Source organism: Shewanella sp. 10N.261.52.F9 (assembly GCF_041471165.1).
Classification (GTDB): domain Bacteria; phylum Pseudomonadota; class Gammaproteobacteria; order Enterobacterales; family Shewanellaceae; genus Shewanella; species Shewanella marinintestina.
Window position 1 is genome coordinate 1 of record NZ_JBFRNX010000015.1, and the last position, 14,685, is coordinate 14,685.

Here is a 14,685-nt window from a genome sequence, read left to right on the forward strand (position 1 = left end):
CCACACAGATTTGCTTGTCATATTGTTAAAGAGCGTGAAGTCGTCTTTCAGACTTCGCCTTAGACGCTTAGGTCGTTTGGCTGAGGAGGCGTATTCTACACTCTCCAGTGTCGGCGTCAAGCGCTTATTTTAAGAAGTTTTTCAAGCGATGACTCTTTGTTCAAGTCATATCTAATTTAGCTTCTAAAGCGATTGCCACCTGAGTCAAATCTCCGTGGAGTTTTAACTCTCTAACCCGTCGCAAGTCCCGTTCTATCTAGCGTTTACGCTGGGTAGTTGGCCTGCTGTGCCGTGTCAGTGGATGCGCATTATAGGGAGTTCTCGCAGCAGCGCAAGCGCTTTTTGAAAGAAAATCGGCGTTTTTTCAAAAAGATATATTAAGCACATCATACCCACTAAATACCCCCAGAGTTATCCACAAAACTCGGTTTTATGTCTACTATTTGTGCGCTGGGATAATGAGTCTAGTACAGTATTTTTGAGTTGCACGGACAATTTCAAACAAATTTGATATTTTCATTATTTGGTTAAGGGTTACCTGTCGATATTTTCTTTGCTTATAGCCTTATCTAGCTTCGCAATAAAGAAGTCTTGCTATATAAAGGAAAGAATCATCACTAACATCGACGTTTATAGATCTGACGCAATTCCTACGCGTCATTCAGAAAGTCCTCTGCTATATAGCTAATTACTTCAATCGGATTATCTAGCTGGCATTATCCAAGTTGCTTTCCCCTCCAGTGATATCAATTGAGATGATAGCTATTAACTCATTTTTCGCGACGCACCTTTATTAGCTCCTTACTTATTATCTGAATAGAGCAGTTCATGTGCCACTTACTTTATATAGATAACCTTAAGGTTATAACGAGTTCGATTCAGCCAGTTTTAAGGCTTTGTCGCAAAAACCAATATACGAAATACATTTCTTGTTTATAAGGTGATCCCTTTAACAGTGCGGCAATCGTGAGCTTCACCCATTTGTTAAGACATGTTTGAATAAAGCAACATCATTTCTTCTTGCCAAAGGTATAATCATGCACAATAACGTTAAAGCATTACTCGCGACCACATTGTTATTCTTCAGTAGCCAAAGCATGGCAAATAGCGGCTGTGGGTTTGAAGATAAACAAGATGGCTTTCTAGCAACTTGCAGTGAGGAGAAACAAGAAGTGATTTTAACTGGTGCAGTAACACATCAAGAGCTTAACGAATTTGACTGGTTCAATGATGAATATACAAACTATAAAGCAGATACTGCGATAGTAGCTAAACTGCAAAAAGTCGATAAGCCAACACAAGTGACCGTTATCATTGGCACTTGGTGCCCAGACTGTCACCGTGAAACGCCACGATTTATTCGTCTTATTGAAGAGATCAATAACCCGAATATTGAGGTCATCTATATTGGTGTTGATAGAGAGAAGCAAGATCCACAAGCTTTAGCGGCTAACTACGAGTTTAGCCGAATCCCTACCTTTATAGTCGAGCAAAATGACGAAGAGATTGGCCGTATTGTGGAAAGACCAGAAGTGTCACTAGAGGCTGACTTAGCTAAGATTTTAAAATAACCTTTGTTAATAAAAGAAAAGGCCGCTAATGCGGCCTTTTTAAATCTACCCGTTACTTAGAACTCGTAACGTGCAACGACTGAGAAGAAACGTTCTTCTTGGCGATCAGTTACCATTCCATAATCTGGATTCAACTCCAGACCAGAGTCCCCGTAACGCGCTCTTTCTTCATTGATATTTGTAGCTGAATCAGAATCAAGTACGTTATAAACAGTTCCTTTAATTGTGAAGTCACCATCAAAGATTTCTGTCATATAAGTCAACGAAAGATCAATATTGGTTACCCAAGGTAAGTTACCTGCTGAGCCTCGCGGTGCTGGGTTACCATTTTCATCATAGTGTGATGCTTGACCATAGTAACGACTAATACAATCATCCCATGGATTACCCGCAGCACAGCTATCGACACCTTCAGGATGGACAGAGAAGTAGCTTTGTGGGCGACCTGAAGTTACCCGAGTGACAAAACCGAAAATTAGCTCTTCTGTAATATCATACGCACCACTTAGCTTAAATGCATGCGTATGGTCATTCGGTAGATCACCATTAGCATGATCCATCAAGTCACCATAGTCGTAAGATGTAGTCCAACCAGGATCGGCTTGGTTATTATCTGTTTTAACTAAACCCTCGGTATTACCATAACTATGAGACCAAGTGTATGATGAATTGATACGTAAATCGTCAGTAACAGAACCATCTAGAGTAAACTCTAACGCCACATACTTACGTTCAGCTTCAGGTAATGCCATCTCTGCCGCACTTAAGTTAACATTATCAACTTTACCATCACCATCGAAGTCATAAGAAATAGCAACATCTTCACCCGGATTTAGCAGAACATAATAAGAGCTTTGACCTACGTTATCGGTAATACCCAACTCAGCAAGCTTTTTCGATAATACTGGTCCTACATCAGTATCTTCTACGCTACGACCTAAATCACGGTAAATACCGCGAACACCAGCGGTCATAGTTTCAAATACTTCCTGCTGATAACCTAAAGTAAATTCATCTGAGTACATAGATTTAAGTGAAGAAGAAGCGATTAGACCTGGCTCAGTAATCCCTTTTTGACGATACCAACGATCACGTAGCATAGCCCCGCGACTTGGTGAGCCATCAGCTGTAATCACTGGATGACCATCGCTATCGACTTGATCAAGTTCTGAATACTCAAACCATTCAATAGATGAAGAACCTTGAGTGATGTTCATGTTAGCTGATACTGGCTGGAAGTAGCGGCCATAGGTAGCAAACACTTTTGCCTCGCCATCACCAAAGACGTCATAAATAGCTTGAACACGTGGTGCAAATTGATCTTCCATTTCAACATAAGCACGACCATCTGAAACTGTATTTTCAAATTCGCTATAACGTAAGCCTAGGTTTAACACTAAGTTATCTGTCGCTTGCCATGAATCATTGATATAGAAAGCAGTTGAAGTTACATCTGAATCGGTAAAGCGCTCACGAACACGACGTTCGATGTAATCAGCTCCCTCGACTTGACCTGAGTTATCGTCTGCACCAGCGGTATAAACAGACCACCAACCTTGTGCATCACCAATACCGTTTTGAGAAGAACTGTAGTCAACTTTAACTTTTGTATAATCAACACCAAACTGAATTGAGTGGTCTTCTAAATCCCAACTGAAATCGATACGTGCTTGATCTCGAGTGTAATGCTCTTCAGAAACAGATGAATTTGTGTGTTGGCTGAGAGTGGTTGTACCGTCACGGAAATCCCAAACACCAGGATTAGTTGAGGCTACAACATTTTCAACATCTTCTTGTACACGGCCAACAACAGCTGATACAGAGAAGGTATCAGATAAATAACCATTATAATTTAAGCTATAGACTTTACCGCCATCTTCTCCAGGCGCATCAACACCTTGTTTTTCACCAATAACATTAGTTTCCCAGTCGTAAGCATAAGTTTTATTTGTCCAAGTACGCTTGTTGTTCATTGCAGAAAAACCAATTGAATGGTCGTCTGTCATATACCAATCTAACTTGGCGAACCAACGGTCTTCTTCACGGTCTTTGCTTGTTTTTGTTGTTTGGCCAGCCCACTCAGACTCTTCTCTTCTAGGTGCAAATAAACCGTAAAAGAATAGTGAATCTTCAATAATCGCACCACTTGCCCAAAGCTGTAGCTCTTTGAAGTCATAGCTATCTTGCTGAGTGTTAGTGCTAATCTCACCGTTTGATTGATAAATGCTATCTTGAGTGGCACGAAGAGATGATGGATCCCAGCGCGCTTCTGCACCAAACTTAAATTCGTTTTCACCCGACTTGGAAACCGCGTTAACAATACCGCCTAATGCACCGCCATATTCAGGGCTTACGCCACCCGTTTTAACTTGAGTTTGAGAAATAGCCTCCCAAGGCAAACGAATAGACCCCATACCAGTTCGAATACTAGTAACGTTTAGACCATTAAAATAGTAACCATTTTCTGCAGCTGATGAACCGCCAAAACTAGATGCGCCATTAAAATTTGAACCGCCTGGTGCTGCGGTACCAGGTGCCAACAATGCAATGCTTTCAAAACCAGTGTTAACAGGCATTGTTTGCAACTCGTCTTGGCTAAAGGTTAATCCAGAGGTTGATGAGGCGGTATCGACTCGACGGATCATACTGCCTGTTACTGCAATGCGCTCAACATCATCGGTGCCAGCATTATACAATTGACCGTCTAGTATGACTGATTGGCCGATACTAACTCTTACACCATTCTCTTGGTTTTGCTCATAACCATCTTTGCTAATGGTAATGTCATAGTCACCCACAGGGACATTACGTAGAAGGTAATCACCTTTCTCATTAGTCTCAACCGTAAATACTAAGCCCTTAGTTTTATGTTTTAGGGTAATGGTGGCATTCGATAAGTTGCTACCAGACTCATTAACAATGTGTCCCTTTACAATACTTGTATCTGCAGCCATCGCAGCTGGTGCAGATATAAATAACACCGAACCTACCGCAAGTGCAGCGAGCGTCTTTTTCGGCGAAAATCGCGTCAAAGCGTTACTTCCAGACATAATTTACTCTCCCTTAAATCTTCTTTTAGTAAGCGCTCAGCCAAAATATTTATTAGTGTGCTTGAGTGAAAAACAACCGAACGCAACAAAAGATTAACATTAAACGAATATTTTATACAATGTACTTTATGCAATAATGACCCGTGAATGCTGAAGGTACGTCTTAAGCTAGAAAGAAAATTAAGATGTAGAAGGATGTAACAACTTATAATTGTTAAAAAAATTAACAACTAGAGTGATTAGAAAAAGAATTGCAAATTGCAGTAGTATTTTTAAATAAGTAGTAAAAATTCGCTAAGGATCAGGAGCAAGTGAGGCTGAGATTAAAAATAACGTCATTGTAATAGCCTTTGCTATTACAAGACTATAAGGCTAGATAGAGGTACTCAGCCTTTAATACTGATTACTCAAAATATGGGGAACACCTAAAATGGAGAGGCCAGGTTAATATTTAAAAATTACTGTAGATAAAATAAGGAAGTTAAGCTTGCTCTGCAAGCATTTGCAAAACGCCTTCACGCAATGCACCACCAGACAGTTGTAGCTTCTCAATTTCTAATAACTCAAATAACGCGAGAAGAATGGCAACCCCAGCTGCAAATGTGGGGGCTCTCTCATGATTTAAACCACGAATATCCAGCATTGATAAGTCATTTTGTGACAGGATTTCTTGCTTAAGTGCTAATAAAACATCTTGGGTGATCGCCGTAGGCAAGCCTCTGTGGTTGAGCAGTTCAACAACTGATTGCACACTGCCCGATGCACCAACAACACAATGCCAACCTAATGATTTTAGAGTTATTAGCTGCTCACCAAGCACTTTTTTAACTTTGTTTTTGGCGTCATCAAAGTCAAGCTGTTGCAAAGGAGCATTACTAAAAAATGACTCATTAAAAGTCACGCAGCCTATAGCCAAACTGGTTTTAAGTAGCACTTTACTACCATCACCAATAATAAACTCTGTGCTCGCACCACCAATATCAATGACTAATCGACGCCCTTGACCATCAGTAGTCGCTACCATACCTTGATAAATCAACTCGGCTTCACGCATGCCTGAAATGATCTCGATTGGATGACCAAGAATAGGTAAAGCGCGACGACAAAAATCATCTGAATTAGAAATTTTACGTAATGTCGCTGTTGCAATAACAGCAACATTATCTGCAGACACGCCCTCTTTATTGAGCATATCAGCAAACATAGTTAAACAGTCTAGACCGCGTAATAACACCTCTTCACTTAACGAACCATCAGCCTGGATACCTTCGGCCAAACGGACTTTACGTTTATACTTGGCAATAATTTTAGGTTGTTGTCCTACCGTTTCAGCAACCAACATATTAAAACTATTTGAGCCTAACGTAATGGCTGCGTAAAGAGGTGTCGTCATTAAGCGTTATCGCCTATGAATGTCTACGGGTTCGGTCATGACGACGCGGACCATTACGTTGACCGCCCTGAGGACGTGTATTACCGCCTGTACCACGCGAGTTACGAGTATGAGTCGTAGGCTTGCGATGAATACGTACTGGTGGTGGAATATCATCAAGTAAAGCACTGCTGTCGTATGACGTTACCGGGATTGAATGCTGAATATAAGACTCAATTGCAGGCAAGTTAAGTGCGTACTCTTCACATGCAAAACTCACTGACACACCTTTTTGACCAGCGCGACCTGTACGACCAATACGGTGCACATAATCTTCACAGTCATCAGGTAGGTCATAGTTGTAAACGTGTGAAACGTCTGAAATATGTAAGCCACGCGCAGCAACGTCAGTCGCAACAAGAATATCAATTTCACCTTTTGTGAACTGCTCAAGAATACGTAAACGTTTCTTTTGCGGCACATCACCGGTTAACAAGCCTGCGCGATGTCCGTCACCTTCAAGCCATGACCAAACTTTTTCACAACTATGCTTGGTATTTGAGAACACGATGGCTTTTTCTGGCCAGTCTTCTTCAAGCAAAGACAATAACAAAGGCATCTTCTCCTCCATCGATGGATAGAAGATCTCCTCTTTAATGTTCTTTGAAGTTTTCTCGTTTGGCGCAATTTCAACTTTCTCAGGTTCGTTCATGTGGTCATAAGCAAGTTCTTGCACTTTCATTGAAAGCGTTGCAGAGAACAACATGTTAAGACGTGATTTAGCATCTGGCATACGTCTAAACAAGAAACGAATATCTTTAATAAAGCCCAAATCGAACATACGATCGGCTTCATCAAGAACCACAGCTTGAATTGCGCTAACGTTGATAACACCTTGGCGAACGTAGTCGATAATTCGACCCGTAGTACCAATTAGAATATCAACGCCTTGATCTAATACTTTACGCTGAACGTCATAACCTTCACCGCCGTAAACAATACCCACTTTAAGACCGGTATGCTTTGCTAGCAGATTTGCATCTTTAGCAATTTGGATAGCCAGCTCACGAGTCGGCGCCATGATAATAGCGCGAGGTTGATTGATTTGACGTTCGGCTGGAATAGGGGTCGATAGAAGGTGGTTAAAGGTGGCAACTAAAAAGGCCAGCGTTTTACCTGTACCCGTTTGAGCCTGACCTGCTATATCTTTTTTTTCTAATAAAATCGGTAACGATAAAGCTTGAATTGGTGTACAAAACTCAAAACCAGCTTCGTTAAGTGCTTGATGTACTTCCTTATGTAGAGGGAAGTCAGCAAACTTTTGTGTAGATAAATGTGTATCGCTCATAGCGCAGGCTTACCTGTAAAAGGTTGCAATAAAAAACTCGATCGTTTGAAATAGCGATAGAATTTTATCACGGAAAATTAGTGCACTCTCGGAGAAACGTGTATCACGATATATTTGGCATCAGTGACGGAATCATCATTCCCTCTATTTATATACGATGCGATGAAATTTAAGCGTGTGTATACAGTTCTCTTAAGACAATTTTAAACGCATCAAGCGTTAAACGTCGTTGACGTAGGCTAACTATGCCTGTAAATCAGCGTCTTGTCTAAAGCGTTTTAACGAACTAAAGAGTGCCGACATTAATATTTGCATAACTTTTAGCTTGAAAAGTTATTTTACCGACCCAATATACAGGTTAAGCCATTAACAAACCAGCAATGGCAGCCAAACTGGAGAACGACATGAGCGACAAGATTGTATACCTAAGCGACGATAGCTTTGAAAATGACGTAATTAATTCAGAACTACCAGTTCTGGTTGATTTTTGGGCTGAGTGGTGTGGTCCATGTAAGATGATTGCCCCAATCTTAGACGACGTAGCTGAGGAGTACGAAGGTAAGATCACTATCGCTAAGTTAAACGTTGACCAAAACAACGTATCACCAGCTAAGTACGGCGTTCGCGGCATCCCAACTCTATTGCTTTTCAAAGCTGGTGAGCTTGCTGCCACTAAAGTTGGCGCACTATCAAAAACTCAGCTTAAAGAGTTCATTGACGCGCAGCTATAATCACTCTAGCGCCCATTAATCCAATATTAGGCGCTATTAAGTGACTCCCGACACAGCTTCAATAAGAAAATGTGTCGGGTTTAGCTAAACTTCTAGACGCCCCGCCTTGTTAGTGCTACTTTAATAACCAGAAACATTCTTAATTAACCCACTTCTCGCTATCCGATCGATACTCTAGTAAGCTACAAACCTTTGATCGTAGATGGCATTGCCACGTACAAAACAAGACCCACCAAGATGAATTTATCAGAATTAAAAGACACCTCAATATCAGATTTAGTCCAGCTTGCGCAGGACATGAAGCTAGAGAATATGGCTCGTGCTCGTAAGCAAGATATCATTTTCTCTATTCTTAAGGCCCACGCTAAAAGCGGTGAAGATATTTTCGGTGGTGGCGTTTTAGAGATTTTACAAGATGGCTTCGGCTTCCTTCGTAGCTCTGATGGTTCATACTTAGCGGGTCCAGATGATATTTATGTATCACCTAGCCAAATTAGACGCTTCAATATGCGAACTGGTGACACGATTTTCGGTAAAATCCGTCCACCAAAAGAAGGCGAGCGTTATTTTGCCCTTCTAAAAGTTACCGAAGTTAACTTCGACAAGCCTGAAAATTCTCGCAACAAAATCCTTTTTGAAAACCTTACACCTTTACATGCGCAAGATCGTCTACGCATGGAACGTGGTAATGGCTCTACTGAAGATATCACTTCACGTATTCTGGATTTATGTTCACCAATCGGTAAAGGCCAACGTGGTCTTATCGTTGCGCCACCAAAAGCTGGTAAAACACTTCTGCTACAAAACATGGCGCAAAGTATTACTCACAACAACCCTGAAGTGGTGTTGATGGTTTTGCTAATTGACGAACGTCCAGAAGAAGTAACTGAGATGCAACGTATGGTAAAAGGTGAAGTTATCGCTTCTACTTTTGATGAGCCTGCAAGCCGTCACGTACAAGTTGCAGAAATGGTTATTGAGAAAGCTAAGCGCTTAGTTGAGCACAAGAAAGACGTTGTTATCTTACTTGACTCTATCACGCGTCTAGCACGTGCTTACAACACGGTAATTCCTTCATCAGGCAAGGTACTTACTGGTGGTGTTGACGCTAACGCTCTACACCGTCCAAAGCGTTTCTTTGGTGCTGCACGTAACATCGAGCATGGTGGTAGCTTAACAATTATCGCAACTGCGCTAGTTGATACTGGCTCTAAAATGGATGAAGTTATTTACGAAGAATTTAAAGGTACCGGTAACCAAGAGTTACACCTTTCTCGCAAAGCGGCTGAAAAGCGTGTGTTCCCAGCAATCGACTTTAACCGATCTGGTACGCGTCGTGAAGAGAAACTCACTACGCCGGACGAGCTACAGAAGATGTGGATCTTACGTAAGATCCTTAATCCTATGGATGAAGTGACAGGTATGGAGTTCCTTATCGATAAATTGGCAATGACCAAGACTAACGATGAGTTCTTCACAGCGATGAAACGCGCTAAAAGCTAATTAGCTTTTACACTATCCGCCCTAAACGGATAAAACAAAAAAACCGCATTCGTGCGGTTTTTTTGTATCTGCTATTTGCACCTATTGGCATTATCGGCCCATCAGGTGCTTTACCCGTGCCAAGCGCTGTTTACAACGCTCACGTAGCATATCCCGCAGCAACAGAATCACCGGCGTAACATGCTCACGACCAGGACATACCAGATATAAATCCGCATCTTCCCCTTGGTACTCGTTAAGTAACGGCACTAACCGACCACTATCTATATCCTCAGTAAGATCTAACCAAGACTTAAACACTAAACCTTGGCCTGCAACTGCCCAGCGCCTTGCAATATCGGCATCATTACAAGTTCGGTTAGCCGTTACTCTTACCTTATGCTGTTGACCATTTTTATTGAAAATCCATTGGTCATGAGTCCGCTCATCTAACATAAAAAATAAGCAGTTATGATTAGGTAGCTGCTCAAGTGAAGTGATGTTACCAAAGCGGGCTATATAGTCTGGCGATGCACACAGTACTCGGTGAGAATTACAGATTTTAAAGGCCACCAGCGAAGAGTCCTTAGGTACACCAGAACGCAGTGCTACATCGATTTTGTCATGATAAAAATCAGATAAGTTGTCACCAATATGCAGCCTAAGTTTGAGCTCTGGGTACTCTAGCAAAAAATCATCCAGCCACGGCAGCAACACATTGCGACCGACATCTGACGGCACAGATAAACTCACTAACCCAGAAATACTCGCTTGGGTACTTTCAATAGCGCGCTGACCCACTTCCAGATCTGATAAAGCGCGGCGGCAGTGAATTAGATAACGCTCACCCGCATCGGTTAAACGTAAGCTGCGTGTGCTACGAATAAACAATGCCGTACCTAGTTCTTTCTCTAGTCGTTTTAAGCCTGCACTGGCAACAGCTGAGGAGATATCCAGCTCAAGTGCTGCTGCAGTCAAGCTGCCGCAGTCAGCGACGCGCACAAATAGCTTCAAATCGTTAAGTTGCATTATCAATATTCCGTGTATAAATATCGCTTTATTATAATTTGATTGTAGATAAACAGCGGTTAAACGTCACCCACAAAAAAGCCTGCGTTAAGCAGGCTTGTCAATATAGGTTCTGAATGAAACGCTTAGTTTTATCGAGTCGATTAAACCAAGGTAACAGCCATCTTACGGCGTAGATAAGCAATCTGTTGCATATGCGGCAAATCCTTCGGACAGTTGTCCTGGCAGCCTAGTAGCGTCATACAACCAAACACACCGTCTTGGTTACCAATCACATGGTAGAAATCTTCTGCATTACGTGCATCACGACTATCTAGCTCAAAACGCGCAATCTTCATTAAGCCAACAGCACCAACAAAGGTATCACGCATTTGCTTAGTCGCACACGCTGACACACATACACCACACTCAACGCAGCGCTCTAGCTCATATAGCTTAGCCGCTTCTTCTGGTGACATTGGCGCTTCTAAACGATGAATATCATCATCGCCCGCTTTCGGGTGTAGCCATAGCTTTAAGCGCTCGGCAATTTCACGCATAAACTTACCCGTATTCACCGACAAGTCGCCAATCAATTCAAAGCCTGGTAGCGGCATTAACTTAATTTTTCCATCAGCAAACTTACTTGTTAAGGTGCGGCACGCTAAAGTCGGCATACCGTTAATCACCATGGCACAGCTACCGCAAATGCCTGCACGACAAACAAAGTCAAACTGCAGCGATGGATCTTGCAACTCACGCAACTGATTTAGTGCAATAAAGACCGTCATACCAGGCGCTTCTTCAATCTGGTAATCCACCATCTTCGGCTTATCATCCGGCATTTGCGGATCATATCTGAAAATACTGAAAGTTAAGGTGCGGCCCTTAGCCATTTGTTGGCTCATTTAGCGATCTCTCCTGCGCCTGAATTTAGTTTGTCACTCAAACGTTCGTTCTTTGGTTTTAATGATTCTGGTACATCAAATGGCATAACCGCCGCTTGTTTTTGATGTCTGTCGGCATCAGGGCCAAGCTGGCTGATAATCTCTGCAATTTGTTGTTCACGCTTTTCCGTGTCTGGATGGGCAATAGCGTTGTCGATACCGTAACCACGGTAGCCAGGTGGCAATTCCATCTTCATCACATCTAATTGCTCATACTCAAGCTGTGGTGACAGACTGTTAGCGTCTGGCCAGCTTGATAACGTACGGTTTAGCCAATCTTTGTCGTTACGCTGTGGGAAGTCCTCACGCGCGTGTGCTCCGCGGCTCTCTGTGCGCGCAGCAGCACCTGCAGCAACGGTTAGTGCCACTTTAAGCATGCGCTTAACACGCAGCGCTTCTACTAGTTCAGGGTTAGCATGGCGCTTCTTACACTTAAGGCCTAACGCATTAGCACGCTTAAGCAGGTCTTGTAGTTCACTCACTGCTTTATCAAGCTCTGGGCCATTACGGAAAATACCCACGTAATCCATCATGATGCGCTGCATCTGCTGCTTAAGCTCAAATGGATTCTCTGTGCCGTCACCGTCAATTAGCTCGTCAATTTCACCTTGTAGTTTACCCACAAAGGTCTCAACTAGATTAGTGTCGATTTCAAGGGTATTTTGCTCACAGAAGTCAGCAACATACTTACCGATGATCATGCCGCCAACCACAGTCTCAGCTAATGAGTTACCGCCTAAACGGTTAAAGCCGTGCATATCCCAACATGCTGCTTCACCGACACTGAATAGGCCTTTAAGCTGCGGGCTTTGGCCGGTAGCGTCAGTACGAATACCCCCCATAGAGTAATGCTGCGTTGGTCTGACTGGGATCCAATCTTTAGCAGGGTCTATGCCTAAGAAATTCTCACAAATTTCTTTTACTTCACGCAGGTTGGTTTCAACATGCTTACGACCTAGCAAAGTAATGTCTAACCACAAATGCGGACCGTACGGGCTATCTACTCCCTTACCTTTGCGCATATGCTCAGTCATACGGCGCGATACCACGTCACGTGATGCTAGCTCTTTCTTTTCTGGCTCGTAGTCAGGCATAAAGCGGTGACCATCTTTGTCACGCAATAAACCACCATCACCACGACAACCTTCAGTGGTTAGAATGCCCACAGGTACAATTGCGGTAGGATGGAACTGTACCGCTTCCATGTTACCTAGCTTGGCAACGCCGGTTTCTAGTGCTAGTGCTTGACCCACACCTTCACAAATAATCGCGTTGGTCGATACTTCATAAATACGCCCATAACCGCCCGTCGCAATGGTGGTCGACTTAGCAATATAAGCAATAAGCTCACCGGTAATTAAGCAGCGTGCAACCACACCGTGACAACGCTTGCCATCATGGATCAGCGACAATGCTTCCATGCGCTCATGCACAGGAATATCCATTGAAATCGCTTTGTTATCTACCGCATACAACAGCGAATGTCCTGTACCGTCAGCCGTGTAGCAAGTACGCCACTTTTTAGTGCCACCAAAGTCGCGGGCGTTAATTAAACCGTGCGCCTCTTCTGCTTCTTCAATGGTGACTTTCTCTGCATTCACCACCACCTGACGTGGTCCTTTAGTAATCCGCGTCCAAGGTACGCCCCAATTAGCCAGTTCACGCACTGCTTTAGGTGCACAATGAGCAAACATACGAGCGACATCCTGATCGCATCCCCAGTCAGACCCTTTTACAGTATCTTGGAAATGCACATCTTCATCATCACCCATGCCTTTTACAGTGTTACCAAGGCTTGCCTGCATGCCACCTTGCGCAGCCGCAGAGTGTGAACGTTTAGCAGGGATCAGAGATAGCACAACGGTGTCGAGCCCTCTCTCTTTCGAGGCGATGGCGACCCTTAGTCCAGCCAGACCGGCGCCCACGACTAAAGAATCGGTATATATGAGTTTCACGCTTGCTCCTTAAATAGGAATAGGTCGATGTTCTATTGCGCTGTGTCATGACTCATTGCCATGCTCAGCGTTATTTTTATTAATTTTTATTGATACCGACTGATTCAATCGGCATCAATTAATCTGTTGGCTTATGGACGAAATGGTTCAATCGGGAGCGTTAATTCACTGCCAATAATCATGTACTGAGCTAGGCTTAACAGGCCAATCACCATTAAGTACACCACTAAGATATGAGCTAATTTACGTAGACCATTACGATTAGCACTAATGCCCCATTTCACTGCAACGCGGTACAAACCAAACATTGCATGAATAACCACTGCAGGCAGCAAAACGATATACAGTAACCATGCATTATCGTGATACACGCGCTCAGCACTTAAATGCGGGCCAATTTCCGGAGTCGCAATCATGGTGTATAGATGAACAGGCACAAGGAAGAATAAGATGAAACCACTGACAAGTTGCCAGAACCACACGCGAGTATCGCTATGGTTAACCACTTGCATTTGGCTACGTAGCGCACGCCACTGACCAATTTGAGCAGGGAAGCGACGTAGTGCAAACGCTGCATGGACTAAAACCACTACCAATAAGAAGGCTGAGAATATGCTGGTCAATAGCGGATAACCGTGGCCGGTTTCGCTAAACATGCCGCCCTCAAGAAATTGCACTACATGGTAGAAAGCTTCTTTACCAAATAAAATGCTAGATTCAAAATGTAGGTGCACCAGCAAAAAACATCCTAAAAGAATGCCGGTAGCGCTTTGCAAGCGGTCAGCTTTGGCAGACCAGGTGTTAGCTACTTTTTGTTGAAATAGGTTTACAGTGTCAGTTAGGGTTCTCACGGTTCTTTTTCTTTTATAGTGCCTATTGTCGGGACTTACACCATAACAGGAAGATTTGCCCTACAAATATTCGCCATTTTAAAGCGTGAGCTTGCTCACCAAGCTACTCACCACTCTTTGACAGTGATCACAAACGCAAACTATAAAAGCAAACGCTGGTCAAACCATTTTACCGACCAAATTCAATAACTTGACATCGAATTGTAAACACTAAAACACTTAAACACCTTATACTTTAGTCTATATTTAAATTCACAATTTCGCACACAATCTAGTCGAGATTTTTACTCACAACGGTAAGCTTAGGCCTGCTCACAACAAAAACCACTGCTTTTTAATGTTGGCGCTGACGTAAATCGAGCAGATGGTT

At 42.9% G+C, this 14,685-nt stretch carries 10 protein-coding genes; 3 read left to right on the forward strand and 7 right to left on the reverse strand.

Translation table 11 applies throughout. The features are described 5' to 3' along the window. Positions 1-1,037 precede the first annotated feature (1,037 nt). Complete coding sequence (locus tag AB4298_RS11965; protein ID WP_249000610.1) at positions 1,038-1,571, forward strand: thioredoxin family protein; 534 nt, start codon at positions 1,038-1,040, stop codon at positions 1,569-1,571. A 56-nt stretch (positions 1,572-1,627) separates the two neighbouring features. Here AB4298_RS11965 and AB4298_RS11970 read toward each other — a convergent pair whose 3' ends face one another. The 3 genes from AB4298_RS11970 to rhlB form a co-directional block, all read right to left on the reverse strand. Further along, entirely contained in the window at positions 1,628-4,621 is a 2,994-nt protein-coding gene (locus tag AB4298_RS11970; RefSeq protein ID WP_249000611.1) for a TonB-dependent receptor, read from the reverse strand. A gap of 481 nt (positions 4,622-5,102) precedes the next feature. Then, positions 5,103-6,014, reverse strand: coding sequence for a Ppx/GppA phosphatase family protein (locus AB4298_RS11975; protein WP_371986888.1), 912 nt, complete (start codon positions 6,012-6,014; stop codon positions 5,103-5,105). A 13-nt stretch (positions 6,015-6,027) separates the two neighbouring features. After that, on the reverse strand, positions 6,028-7,341 hold the full coding sequence (gene rhlB, locus AB4298_RS11980) for an ATP-dependent RNA helicase RhlB (protein WP_249000613.1): 1,314 nt from the start codon (positions 7,339-7,341) through the stop codon (positions 6,028-6,030). 404 nt (positions 7,342-7,745) lie between these two features. Between rhlB and trxA the strand changes: the two genes are divergently transcribed. After that, positions 7,746-8,072: a thioredoxin TrxA gene (trxA, locus tag AB4298_RS11985; protein WP_012278950.1), complete on the forward strand. Its 327-nt coding sequence runs from the start codon at positions 7,746-7,748 to the stop codon at positions 8,070-8,072. A 237-nt stretch (positions 8,073-8,309) separates the two neighbouring features. Then, positions 8,310-9,575 carry a transcription termination factor Rho gene (rho, locus tag AB4298_RS11990; RefSeq protein WP_249000614.1) on the forward strand — a complete coding sequence of 422 codons (1,266 nt, stop codon included), beginning with the start codon at positions 8,310-8,312 and terminating at the stop codon, positions 9,573-9,575. Positions 9,576-9,665: 90 nt separating this feature from the next. Here rho and AB4298_RS11995 read toward each other — a convergent pair whose 3' ends face one another. The 4 genes from AB4298_RS11995 to AB4298_RS12010 form a co-directional block, all read right to left on the reverse strand. After that, positions 9,666-10,583 (reverse strand): LysR family transcriptional regulator, encoded by a 918-nt coding sequence (locus tag AB4298_RS11995; RefSeq protein WP_371986889.1) that lies wholly within the window; start codon positions 10,581-10,583, stop codon positions 9,666-9,668. 143 nt (positions 10,584-10,726) lie between these two features. Further along, a complete protein-coding gene (locus AB4298_RS12000; RefSeq protein ID WP_248472478.1) occupies positions 10,727-11,458 on the reverse strand; it encodes a fumarate reductase iron-sulfur subunit in 732 nt (243 codons plus the stop codon). 8 nt (positions 11,459-11,466) lie between these two features. Next, entirely contained in the window at positions 11,467-13,464 is a 1,998-nt protein-coding gene (locus AB4298_RS12005; RefSeq protein ID WP_371986890.1) for a fumarate reductase flavoprotein subunit, read from the reverse strand. A gap of 131 nt (positions 13,465-13,595) precedes the next feature. After that, a complete protein-coding gene (locus AB4298_RS12010) occupies positions 13,596-14,315 on the reverse strand; it encodes a fumarate reductase cytochrome b subunit (RefSeq protein ID WP_249000617.1) in 720 nt (239 codons plus the stop codon). Between the last annotated feature and the right edge of the window lie 370 nt (positions 14,316-14,685).